Source organism: Bacillus sp. A260, from assembly GCF_009861435.1.
Taxonomy (GTDB): domain Bacteria; phylum Bacillota; class Bacilli; order Bacillales; family Bacillaceae_G; genus Bacillus_A; species Bacillus_A cereus.
In genome coordinates this window covers 5,035,892-5,054,310 of the sequence record NZ_CP046398.1, presented here as the reverse complement: position 1 = coordinate 5,054,310, position 18,419 = coordinate 5,035,892, and the positions used below count along the sequence as shown (strand labels likewise).

Genomic DNA, 18,419 nt, shown 5'->3' with positions numbered 1-18,419 from the left:
CTATGGATAGTATATAGTGTGAAAAGGAGTACAGTATGAAAAAGATTAATTGGTATTATAACAGACTTAAGGCAATGTCACCTGCTGAGATTCCGTATAGATTTATACAATTATCTAAAAAGCACTATGGGAGATGGAAGTATAGTGAAAATACTTCGGTTTTAGAATTAGATAGTAATATTAATTTATCTAAAAAGGGTATAGATGAAACAAATAAGAGATTAGAGAATTTATATTATAAAGATTTCTTAAGTGTCATATCTAAACAAGAAAATTTGAAAATATTTAATGGAAATATTAGCATTTTTAAAGAAATAGATTGGCATCAGGGATCAGAAGGATTTCAATGGGATTTTAAGAGCTTTTCTTTTGATATACCTTTTCGAAATTCGGATAAAGGAGAAATAAGATATACATGGGAGATAAATAGGCATTTATTTTTTCCGCGATTAGCCGCTCTATATAAGCAAACCGGTCAAGAAGAATATTTAAAAATATTAAAAAAACATTTTTATGATTGGGTGGATAAAAACCCCTTTTATAAGGGAGTAAATTGGTCCTCTTCTATGGAAATTAGTATTAGGGCATATCAATGGATATTAACTTATTCTATTTTAAAAGAAAAGAATTCAAAGTTTACAGAAGATCTCTTAAAGGGGAGTATCAATTCGATAAATTATGTAATGAAAAACTTATCGAAATATTCTTCAGCTAATAATCACTTAATTTTAGAGGTAGCAATTGCTTCAATTATTGGATTTATATTAGAACCAGTTTATAAACAAGATTGGTTCCAAAAAGGATATCATATTTTAGAAAAAGAAATTCCTAAACAGGTATATAGTGATGGGGTAAATAAGGAGCAGGCTGTCCACTATCATGCATTTGTACTTGATATTTTAATTCAGTATAATATTGTACTTCAAAAAAAGGGAGATTCCCCCTTGCATGAAGACACATTATACAAAATGACAAAGTTTTTAGGTTGCTTATCTCAAAGTGGTTCGGTTCCAGAGATAGGAGATAGTGATGATGCTAAGATTGTATGTTTTGGTGGATATACAAATTACTATCAATATTTATTACAATTGGCTTCTTTTTATTTTAGGAAACAATTTATTATATCAGAAAAAATATATCCGGAGATTGAATTTTTATTAGGTGATATCCAAAGTATTAATTTAGAGTATATTGAATATGAGGAGCTTTCTTTGTTTGAAAAAGGTGGATATTCAGTCATTAATAACAAGGATACCTTTCTTGTATTTGATACAGGTCCTTTAGGGTTTGGCGGGTTGGCAGCACATGGTCATGCAGATGCGCTAAATATTATATATAACTATAGAAATAAACCGGTCCTAGTTGAACCAGGCACATATATTTACAACATAGAATCCGAATGGAGAGATTATTTTAGACGCACAGATGTACATAATACGTTGAGTGTATCTGGGGATAATCAATCTGAAATGCAAGGTCCCTTCCTATGGGGAAAAAAGGCGAATGCTATTTTAGAAAATGTTGAAAAGCTCGAAAATGGATTTTTGTTAAAAGGGAAGCATGATGGTTATGATTCATCTATACATCATAGAGCAGTCTGTTACTTAAAGAAATATGAATTATTAATAATTGCAGATCGATTTGATAAAGAAGCTGATATTAATTATACATTTGATTCACTGGTTCAAATCAAACAACAAACATCGAATAGTTTAATAATTAATGATGAATTATACTTAAATACCTCATCTGATTTACAAATTATAGAGAAATATGTGTCAAACAAATTTATGGAAAAAATTAAGTCTTCGGGACTATTAATAAATCATAATTTTATTAATAATCCTGTACATTACACTATTATTTCACCATATTCATTTGTATTGAAAGATAAATGCATAGTAATAAATAATGAAGAAATAAATCTATTAAAACTGCTAGGGGAGTAATGTTTTGAATACTGTAAAATTATTTAATTGTGATGTTGCCTGCTTAAATTTAAATGAAACATTAAGACAAATAGAAGAGATTATTGATACCAAAAGTTATACGCAACATGTTGTAATTAATGCAGGGAAAGTAGTTTTGATGCAAGATAATGAGAGATTGAGGGGAATTGTTGAAGGTTGTAATTTTATCAATGCAGATGGACAATCAATTGTTTGGGCAGCAAAATTATTAGGAAGGCCGCTTCCTGAAAGGGTTACTGGAATTGATATTATGGAGGAACTTGTAAAGAAATCAGCCGAGAAAGGTTATAGAATATTCTTCTTTGGAGCAAAAGAAGAGGTAGTTACAAAAACCATAGAGCATTATCAGACATTGTATCCGAGCCTGCAGGTAGCAGGATATCGAAATGGTTATTTTAAAGGAGATGAAGAGCAAGAGGTTGTAACACAAATTAGCCAGTCAAAGGCTGATATCTTATTTGTAGCATTTAGCTCACCTGCTAAGGAGGAATTTTTAAGTAAATATGGACCGGATTTAAATACTCCTTTTTGTATGGGAGTAGGCGGAAGTTTTGATGTAATAGCTGGTGTTACAGAGAGAGCACCAGTGTGGATGCAAAAATCTGGACTTGAATGGTTTTATAGGTTTATCCAAGAACCAAGACGTATGTGGAAAAGATACCTTGTGGGGAATTCTAGATTTCTAGCCTTGCTATACAAAGAGTGGAAGAAGAAATAGAAATTAGGTATGTTTTATAGAAAGGAAGGCACCGTACTTAATGATAAGTCAAATAAAAAACAATAAATTTTTATACTCAACAATTATAAAAATAACTAATCGTATACCTAAAAAACTTTTTTATCCTAAAAGTTATTTTGAGATTCAAAAAATACTAAAGAGACAGGATAATGGCGAAAATTTAGATGATATTCTTAATAGTAGGTTAGCTTTTATTTTAAGAGAATCTTTACAACATGTTCCCTTTTATAAAGAGCTAAACTTGAATATATCGGTATCAGAAATCAATGCTGATAATGCTAGGGAAATACTTTTGGAATTCCCTTTAATTTCAAAAGATACCATAATGAAACAACCGGATAAATTTTTGAATCAAAAATTTATAAATCAAAAGTTAATTACAAGAACTAGTGGTGGCTCTACAGGAAGAGGAATTAAGGTTTTTAATAATTTAGAGGAAATACTGATTGAGAGGGCCTTCTATGATTATGAATGGGGTAAATTAGGATATAATCCTAAATCTAAGGTAGTTCGAATTGGAGCTGATGGTATTAAAAAAGATTCAGATTCCCCATTTAGCTATCAAGGGGATCGGCTCTTAATCTCGCCCTATCATTTGAATAAAAAGTGGATTGAAGCTATTTATAAAAAGATTAATGATTTTAATGTGGAGTATTTTCATGCATATCCATCTTCTCTAATGTATTTGTTACAATACATGGAGGAAAATAATTTAGACTTAAAGAGTTTAAAAGGAATATTTATAGCTTCGGAGTATGTTGATAAGTCAATTTTGATTTTGATAAATCAAATATTTGGACAAAGAGTCGGAATTAATTTTGGGTACGGTCTTACTGAAAGAACCAATTTGGCCTGGGGCGTTTTTAAGGATAATTCAATTGTGTATAAATGTGAAAAGGTATACGGTTTTAGTGAAAATTACATTCGAGAAGATGGTTATAAGGAATTAGTAGGCACATCTTATTGGAACTATGTGATGCCTTTGATTAGATATAGAACGGAAGATTTAGGGGAAATTGAGAATGGGTATGTGAGAAGTTTAGAGGGAAGGGCCCAGGAATTTTTAATAACAAGGACTGGAGCTAAAATACCTGGTTTCTCAATTTCAATTGATCAGTTTGTATGGAAGTACGTTGAAGTATTTCAGGTTGTTCAAAATGAAGTTGGTAAAATAGAGTTTCATGTTTTAAGAAGAGATAATTATAATGTTGATATTGAAAAAAAAATAAAAGAATCACAACAAAAAAAATGGGGAGATTTTTTCGATATTCAAATTAAGTATATATCTAATGTAGAAAAAACAAAGTCTGGGAAAACGAAACTTATAATTAATAATTTAAAATAAAAGGTGTGAACAATATGAAAATAACTATAGTTGGTGCAGGAAATGGTGGATCGGCAATCGCAGCAGATTTAACTCTCAAAGGTCATGAAGTTACGCTACTAAAAACATCTAATGGTATCCATAATGGACATTTTAATACCATTCTTAATAATGGATATAAAATATCATTAATTCGAAATGGTGTTAAAAAAGTAGCGAGGTTAAAATTAATTACTACAGATTATGAAATGGCCCTTCAAGGGAGCGAACTAGTAATTGTTTTTATCCAAACAAATTACCATGAAGAAGTTGCTAAAAAAATAGCTCCATACTTAAAGGATCAAATTGTAATGCTACAGCCTGGTTATTTAGGGACACTTTATTTTAAAAAATATAATTCATTAGAAACAATTACTTATGTAGAAGCAGAGAGTTCTCCTATAGATTGTCGTATTACTAACCCAGGAGAAGTAACTGTATTGTTTGAAAACGTTGTAAACCCTATTGGAGTATATCCAGTACGTAGGACAGAAGGAGCTTTGACTAAATTAGCTACTTTAGGATATAATTTTGAAAGTGTGAATTCTATTATTGAAAGTGCTTTGCATAACCCAAATTTAATTGTACATACTTTAGGAGCAATAATGAGTATGCCAAGGATTGAATATACAAAAGGTGAGTACTGGATGTACAGAGAAGTTTTCACACCTTCTGTGTGGAATTTAGTAGAAGGACTTGATAATGAGAAAATGAAAGTTCTAGATCGGCTGAATTTACCACGTTTATCTTATGTAGAGGCATGTAAGAAAAGAAATTCTAGTAACTCTAATGAGGATGCTAGAGAAGTATTTTTTAATTATGCAAACAATCATTCACCAAAAGGCCCGAATGAGGTTGATTCTAGGTATATTACGGAAGATGTACCAGAAGGACTTGTATTATTAGAATCCTTAGGTGAATATTTTAATATTTCTACCCCTATATGTTCATCATTAATTAATATAGCATCTGGAGCTTTGAAAAGAGATTTTAGAGAAAATGGAAGAAGCGTAAAAAGATTAGGTGAAAATGAATTTAGGGAGTTAATGAATTCTTGCGTTGAATACGTATAATACATGATTTTAAGTTGAAAAATAATTTAAAGAGGGTATTAAAAGTGAAAAAGAAAATTTTCTTTTGGATATTAGGAATAATAGGAATAATGATAATTGCAGGTGGGGTATATGCTTATAATGTCTATTCTACAGTATCTAAAACATTAGATACTGTGCATAAGCCTTTAAATAGGGAAAATTCTGAAAAGAGAAACGAGAAAGTTGCGATTGGTAAAAATCAGCCTATCTCTATTTTAATGCTAGGTGTAGATGAGAGGGAAGGTGACAAAGGGCGTTCAGATTCATTGATGTTATTAACATTAAACCCTAAAGATAAGTCAATGAAGATTGTTAGTATTCCTAGAGATTCGTACACTGAAATAGTTGGAAAAGGAAAAAAAGATAAAATTAATCATGCTTACGCCTTTGGTGGTATTGATATGGCAGTTAAAACTGTTGAGAACTTTTTAGATGTGCCTGTAGATCATTATATTGAAGTTAATATGGAAGGTTTTAAAGATGTTGTAGATGCAGTGGGTGGAATTGATGTATATAATGATTTAGACTTTGATGTGGATAAATTTCATTTTACTAAAGGTGATGTTCATTTAAATGGAGATAAAGCCCTTTTATATACCCGTGCAAGGTATAATGATCCACGAGGTGACTTTGGTCGCCAAATGCGCCAACGTCAAGTTGTCCAAGCAGTAATTAAAAAAGGTGCAAGTGTATCTTCTCTAGCAAGTTACGGTGATGTATTAAAAGCAATTGAGAAAAACGTTAAAACAAGTTTAACGCAAGACCAAATGTTTGATATTCAAAAGAACTATAAAAATTGCATGCAGAATAGTGAAGAAATCCAAATACCAGGTGATGGTCACAAAGCTGCTGATGGTATTTGGTACTACTATGTTCCGGATGCAGCAAAACAAGATTTAACGAATAAGTTAAGATCGCATCTTGAAGTGACTAAATAATATGTAATAACCCAACTCCTTTGGAAGGAGTTGGGTTTATTTTTGCATGGATTTATATTAGTATTATATATTGTGAGATTAATAGATGAGGTGAATCGATGAATAAGAAAGCAGTACTTGTCCTTGTTATTTTTGTATTGTTTGTTGCTTCGGTTGTGAGTGGTAAACTGTACTGGAATAAGAAGATTGCGAATGCAACAGGACAGACAAGTGAAGTAACGAAAACAAAGGCTGAAGTGAAAGATAGCGGAGCAAAGAAAGAAGAGAAAAAAGAAGAGAAAAAACAAGATGCGAAGTCATCTTTTAATGAGGCATACGCGAAGAACTTGCCAGATGTAGTGAAAGAGAAGTTAAAGAAAGCTGCTGAGGATAAAAAGGCAGTAAACCTTATTATTGTTGGTGATGAAGGTTCTTCATCTGAAAAAGGTGCTTGGGCAGCTAAGTTAACGTCTAATTTAGAAACTGCTTACGGTAAAGGTTTATGGAATGTGACTGTAAAGGAATATAAAGGTGAAAGCACAGAAGAGTTAATTGCGAATAAGCGTGATAAAGAAATTGCGAAAGAGAATCCAGATGTAATTTTATTTGAGCCACCATTTATTACTGATAACGGTAAAACTGGTAATGGAAACTCTGTCGCAAATACACAGAAGTTCGTTCAAGCACTTTCTACTAGTGCAAAGAGTGCTACGATTATGATTCAACCATCAAATCCAGTGTATGGTGCGAAAAATTATCCGAAAGCGATTGAAGCATTAAAACAATTTGCGACGCAAAATAATTATACATATATTAATCATTGGGCAGCATGGCCGGATGCTTCAACGAAAGCAATTTTACCATACCTACAAGAAGAATTCGGTTTCCCAAGTGCAAAAGGACATGACGTTTGGGCGAAGTATGTAACTGATTATTTTGTAGCTAAGTAATGAAGGAGAGATAAAAGGTGTACGAGTTATCGTATACCTTTTCCTTTTATAATTAAGATATTTGAAATAGTAGGAGGAAAACAATGAACTCAATTCTAATCTGTGGCGGAGCTGGCTACATCGGTTCTCACGCTGTGAAAAAATTAGTAGACGAAGGTTTATCTGTAGTAGTAGTAGATAACTTACAAACTGGTCATGAAGATGCAATTATGGAAGGCGCGAAGTTTTATAATGGCGACCTTCGTGATAAATCCTTTTTAAGGGATGTTTTTAAACAAGAAAATATTGAGGCGGTTATGCACTTTGCAGCTGATTCTTTAGTTGGAGTTAGTATGGAGAAGCCCCTTCAATATTATAATAATAATGTGTATGGTGCCCTTTGCTTGTTAGAAGTGATGGATGAGTTTAAGGTAGATAAGTTTATTTTCTCTTCTACTGCAGCAACGTATGGTGAGGTAGATGTGGATCTTATTACTGAGGAAATGATGACAAATCCAACGAATACGTATGGAGAGACGAAGTTAGCAATCGAGAAGATGCTTCATTGGTATAGCCAAGCTTCAAATTTACGTTATAAGATTTTCAGATACTTTAATGTGGCTGGTGCCACTCCAAGTGGTATTATTGGAGAAGATCATCGCCCAGAGACACATTTAATTCCTCTTGTGCTGCAAGTGGCTTTAGGTCAACGTGAGAAGATTATGATGTTTGGTGATGATTATAATACGCCAGACGGTACTTGTATCCGTGATTATATTCATGTTGAAGATTTAGTAGCGGCTCATTTCTTAGGGCTTAAAGACTTGCAGAACGGCGGAGAGAGTGATTTCTATAACTTAGGAAATGGTAATGGTTTCAGTGTAAAAGAAATCGTTGATGCAGTTCGCGAAGTTACAAATCATGAAATTCCGGCTGAGGTAGCACCGCGCCGTGCAGGCGATCCGGCACGTTTAGTTGCTTCTTCTAAGAAAGCGAAAGAGAAGCTAGGATGGGATCCTAAGTATGTAAATGTGAAAACAATTATTGAGCATGCTTGGAATTGGCATCAAAAGCAACCGAATGGATATGCTAAATAAATATAATAAGTGAAAGAGAGGGTATCGTCGACAAAATATGTTCGACAATACCCTCTCTTTTTTTATAGGATTTTTGCTATACTAAACTGTACTATAATACATGATGGAAGGAGGAGAATGATGAAAATACTTGTGGTTGATGATGAATCGAGTATTCGTAATTTGATTCGGATGCAGTTGGAGATGGAAGGTTATGAAGTGTTGGCAGCGGCTGATGGGAGAGAAGCTTTAGAGAAATGGAATGAAGGGCCGGATGTATTGATTTTGGATGTTATGCTTCCGGATACGGATGGGTATGAGTTGCTTCGTTTGTTCCGTGAGAGGGATAGGGATATTCCGGTGCTTATGTTAACAGCAAAGAGTCAGATGAATGATAAGTTGCTTGGCTTGCAGCTTGGTGCTGATGATTATGTGACGAAGCCATTTAATTATGCGGAGCTTATTCTTCGGGTTAAGAATATGGCGCGGCGTGTAAAGAAGACGGAGGCCGCTGTAAGTCATGAAGTAATTGAGGCTGGAGAGATCGTGATTTGTCCTAAGGAAAGAAAGGTACATGTGAGTGGACAAGAGATTCAGTTAACGTACCGAGAGTTTAATTTATGTCAGTTGTTTGTTTCAAATCCGCAGCGTGTGTTTATGAGGGATGAGTTGCTTGAGAAAGTATGGGGATTTGAGTATATCGGAAATACGAGAGCAGTTGATATTATGGTGCAGAGACTTCGCAAGAAGCTTGGGACGAGCGGAGAATATATTAAGACAATTTATGGCGTTGGCTATAAACTGGATTGTTAAGTGGTGATGGTATGTCTTTAAAGCGAAATATGGTGTTCGGAATAGTTGGGCTGTTAATTCCGATTTTTGTTCTTTTATATGCAGTTGTTTATATTACGTTAGAAAAGAATATGTATCATAACGCAGCAGATTCTTTAGAAAAGTTAAGTGTAGAAGCGCAAATTTATACGATGAATTATTTAGAGAAGGAAGCAGAAGTGGATACGCTTGGTCCGAATTCACTTTTAATTGCGTCGTATTTAGCGAAGCGTATGGATGTCCGTGTGCAGATGATCGGGAAGAATGGCGATGTTGTTGCAGATACACAAAAAGGAGCATTGCTTCACCGTAACATCGACATTGAGAGTTCCTTGAAGGGGAAGAAGTCTTATGTTTTCGAGGAGGCGGATCCCGCTCCCATTCTTTTGTTTTCAAGCCCAGTTTATTATGGAAACGATGTCATTGGAAGTATTCGTTTTATAAATGAGTTAACGGGTGAGAAGGAAGTTTTAACAAATGTGAGCTGGACTTTCTTAATGACGTCTCTTTGTTTAGTAGCTACCGGTATTTTCTTTGCGATTCGTTTGGCGAAGTCTCTTCATAAACCAATTGATCAGTTGAGACAAATGGCACAGAGGCTCGCGAATGGTGATTATAAGAGTAAGATTGAGTTAAATGAGTACGTGGAAATCGCTCAGCTTTCAGCATCTTTTAATGTGATGGCTGATGGAATTGAGCTGCATATTAAGCAATTGCAGGAGGAGAAAGAGAAGCAGAAAGATTTCCTAGACCGTATTACGCATGAGCTAAAAACACCGCTAACGGCAATTATCGGTTATGTTGATTTAATTCCGAAGTTACAGTCGAAAGAAGATGTACAGGAAAGTCTTCGTTATGTGGCTGTGGAAAGTGAGCGTTTATTATCACTTGTAGAGGAGCTGCTTAAGTCCTCGAAATATGGGACGAGTACGTTTGAAGTGTCACCTACAGTTGTGAACATAAAGGAATTGGCAGAGGAAGCAGTTTCAATTGTGAAACCTCGTCTAAATCAGTTTGAAATTGAAGTGATAAATGAGTTAACGGATGTACGTGTTGTTGCGGATTTTGATAAGACGAAGCAAATTTTCTTAAATGTGCTTGATAATGCAATTAAGTATAGTGATGCTTCGCACATTCGTATGAATGTAATTGTAAATGAGCATGAGGCGAAGGTCTTTGTTCATGATGATGGGATCGGTATAGATGAAGTGGTGCTTGCGGAGTGGAATGAGTCTCCGAAAGGAAAGGCACTTCCTTCTAGTTACGGGAATGGGTATGGTTTGTATATTTGTCAGGAGATTATGAATAAGCAGGGCGGAAGCATGTGGATTGAGAGTAGTGAAGAAATAGGTACTACAACATTCATTACATTTTTGCTTCCGAGAAGGATGGAAGACATAAAAAACTTGAAAGCGGTTAAATGATACATTTATGAAACAATTATGCGGTATTTTCGAAACAACGTTTTTTTATCTTGGAGGTAGGCAGAAATGAAAAGGCTATCATTTCAAATTCTTATGTTTGTCATTTGTATGATTGTTTCTCTTGTTTTGTTTTATGTTATGGAGAAGCAAATCTATAATCGAATTAACATTGTAAATGATAAACAAGCCGTTTTACAAAGGGTGAATGAATCTCTTCCAATTGAAGTGAAAGTAAGACATGAAAAGTGGGGAGAAATTGTTGTAACGGATGAAGTTCGTTTGCATACGATTGTTTCATTCTTTGACCGAATTCGAATAGAGCCTGGGGACGTTAAGAGCCAAGAACAAGTATTTACTGGAGAAGTAACGTACTTGAATGGACATAAGCGTACTTTTGCAGTAGGTGACTTGTTCCAGTATGGGGAAAATGTATACGGAAAGAATGGCATGGATCCGATGATTTCAGCACTTCAAACGTATTTATTAAGCCTGTATTACACACCAGAGCGTATTAGTGATTTCTTTGCTTCAGCAAAGGATGTCGTAGTACGTCAAGGTGATGTGGTACGTACTATCAATCTTACGCACATACTTAATTCTATTCGATACGCAAAGCAAATTACAGATTACGGAGAAATTCAGAAGTTATTACAATCGCAGAATGAACCGATTGCTTATATTACAGCTTATAAAACAGGTAAGCGTGTAAAGAATGATCGTGAAGATATTCTTACGATTTCTGTGTATCCATCGTACTTTGTTGTGCAATATCTCGGTGATAATAACGGAAATGTCATGTATATGAAAGGTTCTCTAGCAGAGTTATTCGTAAAGGAGAATGCGTCATGAGAAAGATAGCCTTTTTCTTCTTTTTGCTAGTAATTGGAGGAGCGATGTCTAGTTGCTCTCGAGATACAACCTCTATTAAATATAGTAAAAATGGTCTCCCTATTTTGGATGATCGTCATATTGTTGCGTATGTAGCGGCTCGTGAGGAAGTTGGTGAAGCGTTACTTTCATCATTTTGTAAGCCGCGCGGATGTACGTATGAATTTATTCGTCTTTCAACAGAAGAACTTCTTCGTAGAGTGGAAGAAGAAGCCGGAAATCCGAAGGCGGATATTATTATTGGCGGTACAGTAGATGCGCATCAAATGATGAAGCAAAAAAATCTTTCTATTCCTGTGATAAGCCAACATGCAAATCGTATTTCAAAAACTGTTAAAGATAAAGATGGTTATTGGTACGGTTATGAAGTGGAGAAGCTGGCAATTGCGATTAATAAAGAGCGGTGGAACGAGGAAATAGCGCCGCTCGGTCTCTCGTATCCGTTAAGATGGAAAGATTTATTGAATCCAGTATATAAAGGAAAGATTGTCATGCCCGATCCAAATGTTTCAGGTACAGCATATACGTTTTTTCAATCACTTATTGATACGTTAGGTGAAGAGGAAGCGAAGGAATATGTGAAGAATCTGGCGGAACAAGTTGGAGAAGTAACAGTGAATGGTTACATCCCAGCAGAACTTGTTGCGAGCGGTGAATATATGATAGGCATCAACTTTATGGGAGATCAGAGAATGCTTCAAAAACAAGGCTTTCCGATTTTAAGTAACGAACCTGAGCAAACAGGCTTATCTGTTAATGCGATTTCTAAACTAAAACGTGCACCGAGTGGTATTATTGCGGATTTATTTATTGATTATTGTTTATCAGAAGAAGCGGGGCATATTTTAGAAAAAGTGTCGTTTGGCGTACCAACGATGTTTGCGAAGAATGAGAAAGAAATAGAAGGACAGCCGGTTAGAAGGACGAACCAAAATATATCAAATAGCGGAATAATCGAGATATGGAATAGACAGCGTCTCTCTCTGAAGTGAGAAAAGGAGACAGAAATATATGTTTAAATGGCTCAAGCCAGCACCTGCAATTGAAAGATTGCCAGCGGATATGATCGATCGTGTATATCGATTACTACGTATTCGTGTGTTAATCGGGATTTCAGTTGGATATGCTGCTTATTATTTAGTTCGTAGTAACTTTAATTTATCTACTACGTATTTAGTAGACGAGTTCGGATTTAGCACTACACAAATCGGATTATTAGGTGCAGTAATGGCTGTTGTTTACGGACTTAGTAAATTCTTTATGGGTAATTTATCGGATAAGGCATTTGCTCAACGATTTATTGCAGTAGGTTTATTTTTATCTGGGCTTGTTAATATTTGTTTCGGTTATGCATCTTCCTTTGGGATGATTTTAACATTACTTGTTCTAAACGGTATTGTACAAGGTATGGGAGCACCACCTTGTAGTATTGTTATGACGAAATGGTTCTCGAAGAAAGAACGTGGGACGAAAACAGGTCTTTGGAATATTTCACATAACGTTGGTGGATTACTTGTTCCACCATTCATTGGAATTGGTGTAGGTATTTTCGGTGAAAATCATTGGCAAGGCGGCGTGTTTATTTTCCCTGCGATTATCGCAATGGTAATTGCAGTTCTTGTTTGGATTAATGCGAAAGATACGCCAGAATCTGAAGGTCTTCCGCCAATTGATGAGTATCGTAATGACTATGAAAATCTTGAAAAAGCAGATAATGCTAATAAGATGTCACCAAAAGAAATTTTAATGAAGTATGTAGTGAAAAATAAATTTGTTTGGTTCTTATGTATTGCAAATGCATTTGTTTATTTAATTCGTTTCGGTGTTATTAACTGGGTACCAATTTACTTAACAACAGTGAAAGGTTTTACGAAAACAGAAGCACATGCAGCATATTCAATATTTGAAGCAGCAGCGATTCCAAGTTCTTTAATTGTCGGTTTTTTAAGTGATAAATTATTCAAAGGAAAACGTATGCCATTATGTGTTATGAGTATGGCTGGAGTTGTTGTTGGTACGATTGTATATTGGCAAGCAACTAGTATACTTGTTGTAAGTATTGCAGTTTCTGTAATTGGCTGTTTAATTTATGTACCACAGTTCTTAATCGGTTTAAGTGCAATGGAATTAGTACCGAAGTTTGCAGTAGGTACAACAGTTGGTATGTGTGGTCTGTTCGGTTATGTTGGGGGTAGTTTCGTAGCTAACGCAGCAATTGGTATTATTGTTGATCGTTCTGGCTGGGATGGTTGCTTCATGTTACTGTTAGCAGGCGGTATTTTATCAACAATATTCTTACTGATTGTTCAAATGGGACATGAGAGAAAATCTTCTAAAGTAGTATAATATTTTATTTAAAAAAGCTATCCAATTGTTATATTGGATGGCTTTTTCTATATAATATAATCTTTTCTTAAATCTATCTTAAAAGATATAATGTCATATTTCTAATCATTGGAATTTTTGTTACAATATAAATGGATGTGTAAAACTTTGTAAAAAGATTGTAATAATATACAATTTATTTTCGGAAAGTTTTATACAATTATGATATTTATTAAACTATTAATTTATAAAGGGAGAGAGAATATGTTACCAAATACGGTTCGTACTCCAAACAAGAAGAAGAAATGGATTATTATTGGGGTTATTGCACTAATTGTTATTGTAGCGGCAATTAATATTTTTGTTATGCAAGGTAAGAAGAAGGGTGCATCAACAAATGCTGATGCTGTAAGTTTTGAGAAAGTGACAGAGCGTAAGCTGAATAATACGAAGTTAATTTCTGGTCAGGTGAAGCCTGGTAATATTGAAAGTTTTTATGCAGATCCGGCCAAAGGAAAAGTGAAAGATATTGAGGTAAAAGAAGGGCAAGAGGTAGAAAAAGGTACGAAGTTATTCTCTTATGACAATGAAGAGATTAATCTTCAAATGAAGCAAGCTGAGCTTGATCAGAAGATGGCGGATATGCGTTATGATCAAGGGAAAAAGAAGATTGATTCGTTAAAGAAAGAAATTAAGAAGGCGAAAGATAGCGGAGCTGGGAAAGAAGTAACGGATCCAATGGACGAGCAAGTAAACGAGTTAGAGATAGCTCAAAAGACAACTGATCTTGAGAAAGAAAAAGGAAAGTTGCAGAAAGAAGAGTTAAGTAAGAAGCAGAAAGAGCTTACGATTTATAGTAATTTCGCTGGTGTTGTTCAAAAGTTAGATAAAGATGCGGCACAAAGTTCATCTCAAGCTTTAGGTGGTCAAGGAAAAGCGTTTTTACAAGTAGCTTCTAAAGATCCATTCCAAGTTCAAGGTACGTTAACTGAGCTTCAGAAGTCACAAATTCAAAAGGATCAAACATTCACTGTAACGGCGAAAGCAAATAATAAGAAGAAGTGGACAGGTAAGATTACAGAGGTAAGCGAATTCCCAACGAGCGCAGAGATGGCGCAAGCTGGCGGCGTGGGTGAAGCAACTCAAAATATGTCTCAGTATACATATAAAGCAAGTCTTGATAGTCAAGATGGTTTATCTCCAGGTTATCATGTTTCATTGCAAGTAAACTTAGAGAATAAGAAGATGATTGCTGTCCCAAGTAAGAGCATTGTAGCAAAAGGCGATGATGCATTTGTTTATGTTGAGGATAAAGGGAAGCTTCGTAAACAAAATGTGAAAAAAGGTTCTACTGATGGAGATTGGACAGAGGTTGTAGAAGGCGTAACAGTGGGGCAAAAGGTGGTTAAAAATCCTTCCGACGATGTGTATGACGGAATGGAAGTGAAAGAGAAATGATTACGTTAAATAATATTGCTAAAACGTATTATCAAGGAAAATTGGCGGTGCCGATTTTGCATGGTATTAGTTTAAAAATTCAGAGCGGTGAGTTCGTTTCGATTATGGGACCGTCTGGTTCTGGTAAGTCGACGCTTATGAATATTATCGGTTGTTTAGATCGTCCAACAGAAGGCGAATATATGCTGAATGACGTGAATATCTTAACAGCAGACGAGTCAAAGCTTGCTTTAATTCGTAATGAATATATTGGCTTTGTATTCCAGCATTTTAATTTACTGCCTCGTCTTTCAGCAGTGGAGAATGTTGAGCTTCCGCTCGTATATGGTGGCGTGAAGAAAGCGGAGCGTCGCAAGCGTGCTTTGGAGGCGTTAGGTAAAGTTGGATTAGCAGACCGCGTGCATCATTTACCAAATGAGTTATCAGGTGGACAGAAGCAGCGTGTAGCGATTGCAAGAGCGATTGCAAATAATCCAACGTTCATTATGGCTGATGAACCGACTGGTGCACTTGATACGAAGTCTGGTGAGCAAGTTATGGATATTTTCACGAAGCTTAATGCAGAAGGTACGACGATTGTTATGGTTACGCATGAAGAGGAAGTAGCAGCGTATTCTTCCCGCCGCATTGTACTGCGAGACGGGAAAGTTACAGAAGATAGAAGGTGTGCGGTATGAGTTTACTAGATAGTATAAAAATTGCCCTATCTTCTATTTTAGCACATAAATTACGTTCAGCTCTTACGATGCTCGGTATTATTATCGGGGTAGGTTCGATTATTACAGTCGTTGCAATTGGGCAAGGCGGAGAAGCGATGCTGAAGTCGAAATTCGCAGGTTCTGGTGGTAATAACCTTATGCCAATTCAATTTAAACCAGATATTAATGATGAGTTTGCTATAGGTGGATTTGAAATGCCGAAGTTAACGGAAGAGGATATTTTGGAAGTAAAACAAGTGAAAGATGTTTCACATGTTATTACGACAAACCAGACGACAGAGGTGCTTGATGTAAATGATAAAAAAGCAAATTTGAATGTTATTGGTCTTGATAATGAATATTTTGCGGTTAATAAAGTAAAGGTCGTAAAGGGACGTACTTTAAATGAATCAGATATTTCTCATGCAAATAACGTTGTGATGATTAGTACAAAAACAGAAGAGACGTTATTTAAGGGTGTAAATCCAGTAGGACAAATTATTGAGATGAAAGGACAACCGATGCAAATTGTCGGTGTGTATACATCTGATAATGAATTTATGGGATTTGAAATGGAAGAAGCGTTAATCCCTCTTACGTTATGGCCTGTTTTATACGGAACAGATGAAATTCAAAGTATCGCAATTCAAGCTAAAAATGTAGATGATTTAGAAGCAGCAGGGAAACAAGCTGTTGATGTATTAAATAGCCGTAAGCCAAGTGAAATTCCGGGTAAATATGAACTGGTTAATTTAAAAGAATTCCAAGAAAATGTTTCTAAAGTTACTAACATTATGACAATGATCATCGGTGGTATCGCTGGTATTTCATTAGTCGTTGGTGGTATCGGTGTTATGAACATCATGCTTGTATCTGTAACGGAGCGTACGCGCGAAATTGGGATACGTAAAGCGCTTGGAGCAACGCGTAGTAAAATTTTATTACAGTTTTTAATTGAAGCAGTTATGTTAACACTTCTAGGTGGTTTGATCGGAATTGGCCTTGGGTATGGCGGAGCATATATCGTTTCTACATTCGCAAAATGGCCACCACTTGTTTCATGGGAAGTTGTCGTTGGAGGCGTACTGTTCTCGATGACACTCGGTATTATTTTCGGATTAATTCCAGCAAATAAAGCTGCGAAATTAGATCCAATTGAAGCATTGCGTTATGAGTAATTAATAGTGTAGTAGAACTACACATTACCGTTCTAGTGGGCGGTTCGTAGCCTCTATATGAGGAAGTGAACCGCCCGTTAGAACGGGTTATATAAATAGAAGGAGGCGTTATAATGGAAGCAAATATTAATACGCAAGATGTAGGTGCGAAGAAGCCATCATTATTAGGAATGATTACTTCTCCAGGTGAGCAATTTGAGAGAATGAAGACGAAAAGTCCAGTATGGGGGGCATTTTTCCTTTTCATTATATTAACAGCTGTAATTGCAGGGATTAGCATGTATCAAGTAATGAATCATCCTGATGTAATGAGTGAGGTGCCTGATGCTGAAACGGCTAAAGTTGTTGGTTACTTCGGAATAGGAGCAGGTATTGTTGGAGGGCTATTTGGTACTGCGATTTGGTTCTTCATTGCGGCAGCTATTTATAAAGTGATTATGATGTTTATGAGTAATGATACTTCATACATGAAATTATTATCTATTTATGTCTACACATATACGATTTCAATTTTAGGTGCAATTGTGAACTTTATTATTAGAATGATTCTTGGTGGAGATATTGAAACTTCTTATACAAGTTTAGCAACTTTATTTGAGCCAGGTACAGTTGCTCATGGTGCTGCTTCATCATTCGAAGTTTTCAATATTTGGACATTAGTTGTAATGGGATTAGGATTACATATTACGGCTGGATTAAGTAAAAAACAAGCAACGATTTTAATTGTTATTTTCTTTATTCTTTCAGTTGGATTTACTAGTTTAAGTGGTCTAGCTCCAAAATTTGGTGCATAATTTATTCTTTTAGAAAAAGGTGGCTCTTCCAAGAGTCACCTTTTTTATTTTTACCTCTATTTCAAATACCACCAACAAAATTTCAAATACTATCTAGTGTAATTTCAAATTCCGTCGGTAGTATTTGAAATTACTCACAGTGAAATCTTTTCTTTATTTTTATATTGTGAAGGTACCGCGGAATACTAGAAAGGTATACCTTTTAGAAACGGGTACTGTGTGAAGCCAGCGACTTTTAAAGAGGCAGTTGTTTTGTATGAAGGGATGATTGTAAATCAAATAAAGAAATTAGGTATTCGTAAAGATTATGAAGAGTATTATCAATGTGGTTTAATCGGTCTTTGGCATGCGTATGAAAGATTTGATGAAAAGAAGGGGTATTTCCCTGCATATGCAGTTGTAACGGTGCGAGGTTATATATTAGAGAGATTGAAGAAAGAGTTCGCAGTGCAGGAGAGATGTGTATGTGTAGGAGAGTATGAGGATATCTTTCATTTTGAGGATGTTGAAATAAGAGTGAAGGATTTTATGAGCGTGTTAGATGAGAAGGAGAAGTATATTATTTTTGAACGTTTTTTTGTAGGGAAGACGATGGGAGAAATCGCTTTAGAGATGGAAATGACATATTATCAAGTAAGATGGATGTATCGGCAAGCACTCGAGAAAATGCGAGATAGTGTAAGAGGATAAATATTAATATAAGAATGGAAGGCAAGAGATGTTGCTTTCCATTCT

The 18,419-nt window shown here is 35.3% G+C and carries 17 protein-coding genes; all 17 read left to right on the top strand.

What is annotated here, in order from left to right; translation table 11 throughout:
• Window positions 1–35: 35 nt before the first annotated feature.
• The 17 genes from GD442_RS25700 to GD442_RS25620 all read left to right on the top strand — a co-directional run bounded on the left by GD442_RS25700 (window position 36) and on the right by GD442_RS25620 (window position 18,374).
• The gene (locus tag GD442_RS25700; protein ID WP_000723614.1) at window positions 36–1,949 is read left to right on the top strand and encodes an alginate lyase family protein; all 1,914 of its coding nucleotides are present in this window, start codon (window positions 36–38) and stop codon (window positions 1,947–1,949) included.
• A gap of 4 nt (window positions 1,950–1,953) precedes the next feature.
• Window positions 1,954–2,688: a WecB/TagA/CpsF family glycosyltransferase gene (locus GD442_RS25695; protein ID WP_001098863.1), complete on the top strand. Its 735-nt coding sequence runs from the start codon at window positions 1,954–1,956 to the stop codon at window positions 2,686–2,688.
• Window positions 2,689–2,728: 40 nt separating this feature from the next.
• Window positions 2,729–4,054 carry a phenylacetate--CoA ligase family protein gene (locus tag GD442_RS25690; protein WP_000625360.1) on the top strand — a complete coding sequence of 442 codons (1,326 nt, stop codon included), beginning with the start codon at window positions 2,729–2,731 and terminating at the stop codon, window positions 4,052–4,054.
• Between the two features lie 14 nt (window positions 4,055–4,068).
• Entirely contained in the window at window positions 4,069–5,145 is a 1,077-nt protein-coding gene (locus tag GD442_RS25685) for an NAD/NADP octopine/nopaline dehydrogenase family protein (protein ID WP_000704912.1), read from the top strand.
• Between the two features lie 44 nt (window positions 5,146–5,189).
• Window positions 5,190–6,104, top strand: a complete 915-nt coding sequence (gene tagU / locus GD442_RS25680; protein ID WP_000726747.1) for a polyisoprenyl-teichoic acid--peptidoglycan teichoic acid transferase TagU — start codon at window positions 5,190–5,192, stop codon at window positions 6,102–6,104.
• Between the two features lie 98 nt (window positions 6,105–6,202).
• Window positions 6,203–7,033, top strand: coding sequence for an SGNH/GDSL hydrolase family protein (locus tag GD442_RS25675; protein ID WP_159365229.1), 831 nt, complete (start codon window positions 6,203–6,205; stop codon window positions 7,031–7,033).
• An 83-nt stretch (window positions 7,034–7,116) separates the two neighbouring features.
• Window positions 7,117–8,109 (top strand): UDP-glucose 4-epimerase GalE, encoded by a 993-nt coding sequence (galE, locus tag GD442_RS25670; protein WP_086407862.1) that lies wholly within the window; start codon window positions 7,117–7,119, stop codon window positions 8,107–8,109.
• Window positions 8,110–8,229: 120 nt separating this feature from the next.
• A complete protein-coding gene (locus GD442_RS25665; protein ID WP_000699548.1) occupies window positions 8,230–8,901 on the top strand; it encodes a response regulator transcription factor in 672 nt (223 codons plus the stop codon).
• Window positions 8,902–8,912: 11 nt separating this feature from the next.
• Window positions 8,913–10,343, top strand: a complete 1,431-nt coding sequence (locus GD442_RS25660; protein WP_086407863.1) for a HAMP domain-containing sensor histidine kinase — start codon at window positions 8,913–8,915, stop codon at window positions 10,341–10,343.
• Between the two features lie 66 nt (window positions 10,344–10,409).
• Window positions 10,410–11,192: a DUF3919 family protein gene (locus tag GD442_RS25655; protein ID WP_086407864.1), complete on the top strand. Its 783-nt coding sequence runs from the start codon at window positions 10,410–10,412 to the stop codon at window positions 11,190–11,192.
• Window positions 11,189–12,223, top strand: a complete 1,035-nt coding sequence (locus GD442_RS25650; protein ID WP_001225641.1) for an ABC transporter substrate-binding protein — start codon at window positions 11,189–11,191, stop codon at window positions 12,221–12,223. Before GD442_RS25655 ends, GD442_RS25650 begins: the two co-directional genes overlap by 4 nt.
• A 19-nt stretch (window positions 12,224–12,242) precedes the next feature.
• A complete protein-coding gene (pgtP, locus tag GD442_RS25645; protein ID WP_000477583.1) occupies window positions 12,243–13,577 on the top strand; it encodes an MFS transporter in 1,335 nt (444 codons plus the stop codon).
• A 243-nt stretch (window positions 13,578–13,820) separates the two neighbouring features.
• On the top strand, window positions 13,821–15,014 hold the full coding sequence (locus GD442_RS25640; protein WP_086407865.1) for an efflux RND transporter periplasmic adaptor subunit: 1,194 nt from the start codon (window positions 13,821–13,823) through the stop codon (window positions 15,012–15,014).
• On the top strand, window positions 15,011–15,691 hold the full coding sequence (locus tag GD442_RS25635; protein WP_000631613.1) for an ABC transporter ATP-binding protein: 681 nt from the start codon (window positions 15,011–15,013) through the stop codon (window positions 15,689–15,691). Before GD442_RS25640 ends, GD442_RS25635 begins: the two co-directional genes overlap by 4 nt.
• Window positions 15,688–16,890, top strand: a complete 1,203-nt coding sequence (locus GD442_RS25630) for an ABC transporter permease (RefSeq protein WP_000054365.1) — start codon at window positions 15,688–15,690, stop codon at window positions 16,888–16,890. Before GD442_RS25635 ends, GD442_RS25630 begins: the two co-directional genes overlap by 4 nt.
• Before the next feature lie 113 nt (window positions 16,891–17,003).
• Entirely contained in the window at window positions 17,004–17,684 is a 681-nt protein-coding gene (yknW, locus tag GD442_RS25625) for a YknW family membrane protein (RefSeq protein ID WP_000387922.1), read from the top strand.
• Between the two features lie 219 nt (window positions 17,685–17,903).
• On the top strand, window positions 17,904–18,374 hold the full coding sequence (locus GD442_RS25620; RefSeq protein ID WP_048568630.1) for a sigma-70 family RNA polymerase sigma factor: 471 nt from the start codon (window positions 17,904–17,906) through the stop codon (window positions 18,372–18,374).
• The last annotated feature ends 45 nt before the right edge of the window (window positions 18,375–18,419 follow it).

Excerpts from the sequence above, each read along its gene's own strand:
- GD442_RS25655 (WP_086407864.1), top strand. The coding sequence starts at position 10,410 with ATGAAAAGGCTATCATTTCAAATTCTTATGTTTGTCATTTGTATGATT.
- GD442_RS25640 (WP_086407865.1), top strand. The coding sequence starts at position 13,821 with ATGTTACCAAATACGGTTCGTACTCCAAACAAGAAGAAGAAATGGATT.
- GD442_RS25635 (WP_000631613.1), top strand. The coding sequence starts at position 15,011 with ATGATTACGTTAAATAATATTGCTAAAACGTATTATCAAGGAAAATTG.
- GD442_RS25630 (WP_000054365.1), top strand. The coding sequence starts at position 15,688 with ATGAGTTTACTAGATAGTATAAAAATTGCCCTATCTTCTATTTTAGCA.
- GD442_RS25660 (WP_086407863.1), top strand. The coding sequence starts at position 8,913 with ATGTCTTTAAAGCGAAATATGGTGTTCGGAATAGTTGGGCTGTTAATT.
- GD442_RS25650 (WP_001225641.1), top strand. The coding sequence starts at position 11,189 with ATGAGAAAGATAGCCTTTTTCTTCTTTTTGCTAGTAATTGGAGGAGCG.
- pgtP (WP_000477583.1), top strand. The coding sequence starts at position 12,243 with ATGTTTAAATGGCTCAAGCCAGCACCTGCAATTGAAAGATTGCCAGCG.
- GD442_RS25665 (WP_000699548.1), top strand. The coding sequence starts at position 8,230 with ATGAAAATACTTGTGGTTGATGATGAATCGAGTATTCGTAATTTGATT.
- GD442_RS25690 (WP_000625360.1), top strand. The coding sequence starts at position 2,729 with ATGATAAGTCAAATAAAAAACAATAAATTTTTATACTCAACAATTATA.
- GD442_RS25700 (WP_000723614.1), top strand. The coding sequence starts at position 36 with ATGAAAAAGATTAATTGGTATTATAACAGACTTAAGGCAATGTCACCT.
- yknW (WP_000387922.1), top strand. The coding sequence starts at position 17,004 with ATGGAAGCAAATATTAATACGCAAGATGTAGGTGCGAAGAAGCCATCA.
- galE (WP_086407862.1), top strand. The coding sequence starts at position 7,117 with ATGAACTCAATTCTAATCTGTGGCGGAGCTGGCTACATCGGTTCTCAC.
- GD442_RS25685 (WP_000704912.1), top strand. The coding sequence starts at position 4,069 with ATGAAAATAACTATAGTTGGTGCAGGAAATGGTGGATCGGCAATCGCA.
- GD442_RS25675 (WP_159365229.1), top strand. The coding sequence starts at position 6,203 with ATGAATAAGAAAGCAGTACTTGTCCTTGTTATTTTTGTATTGTTTGTT.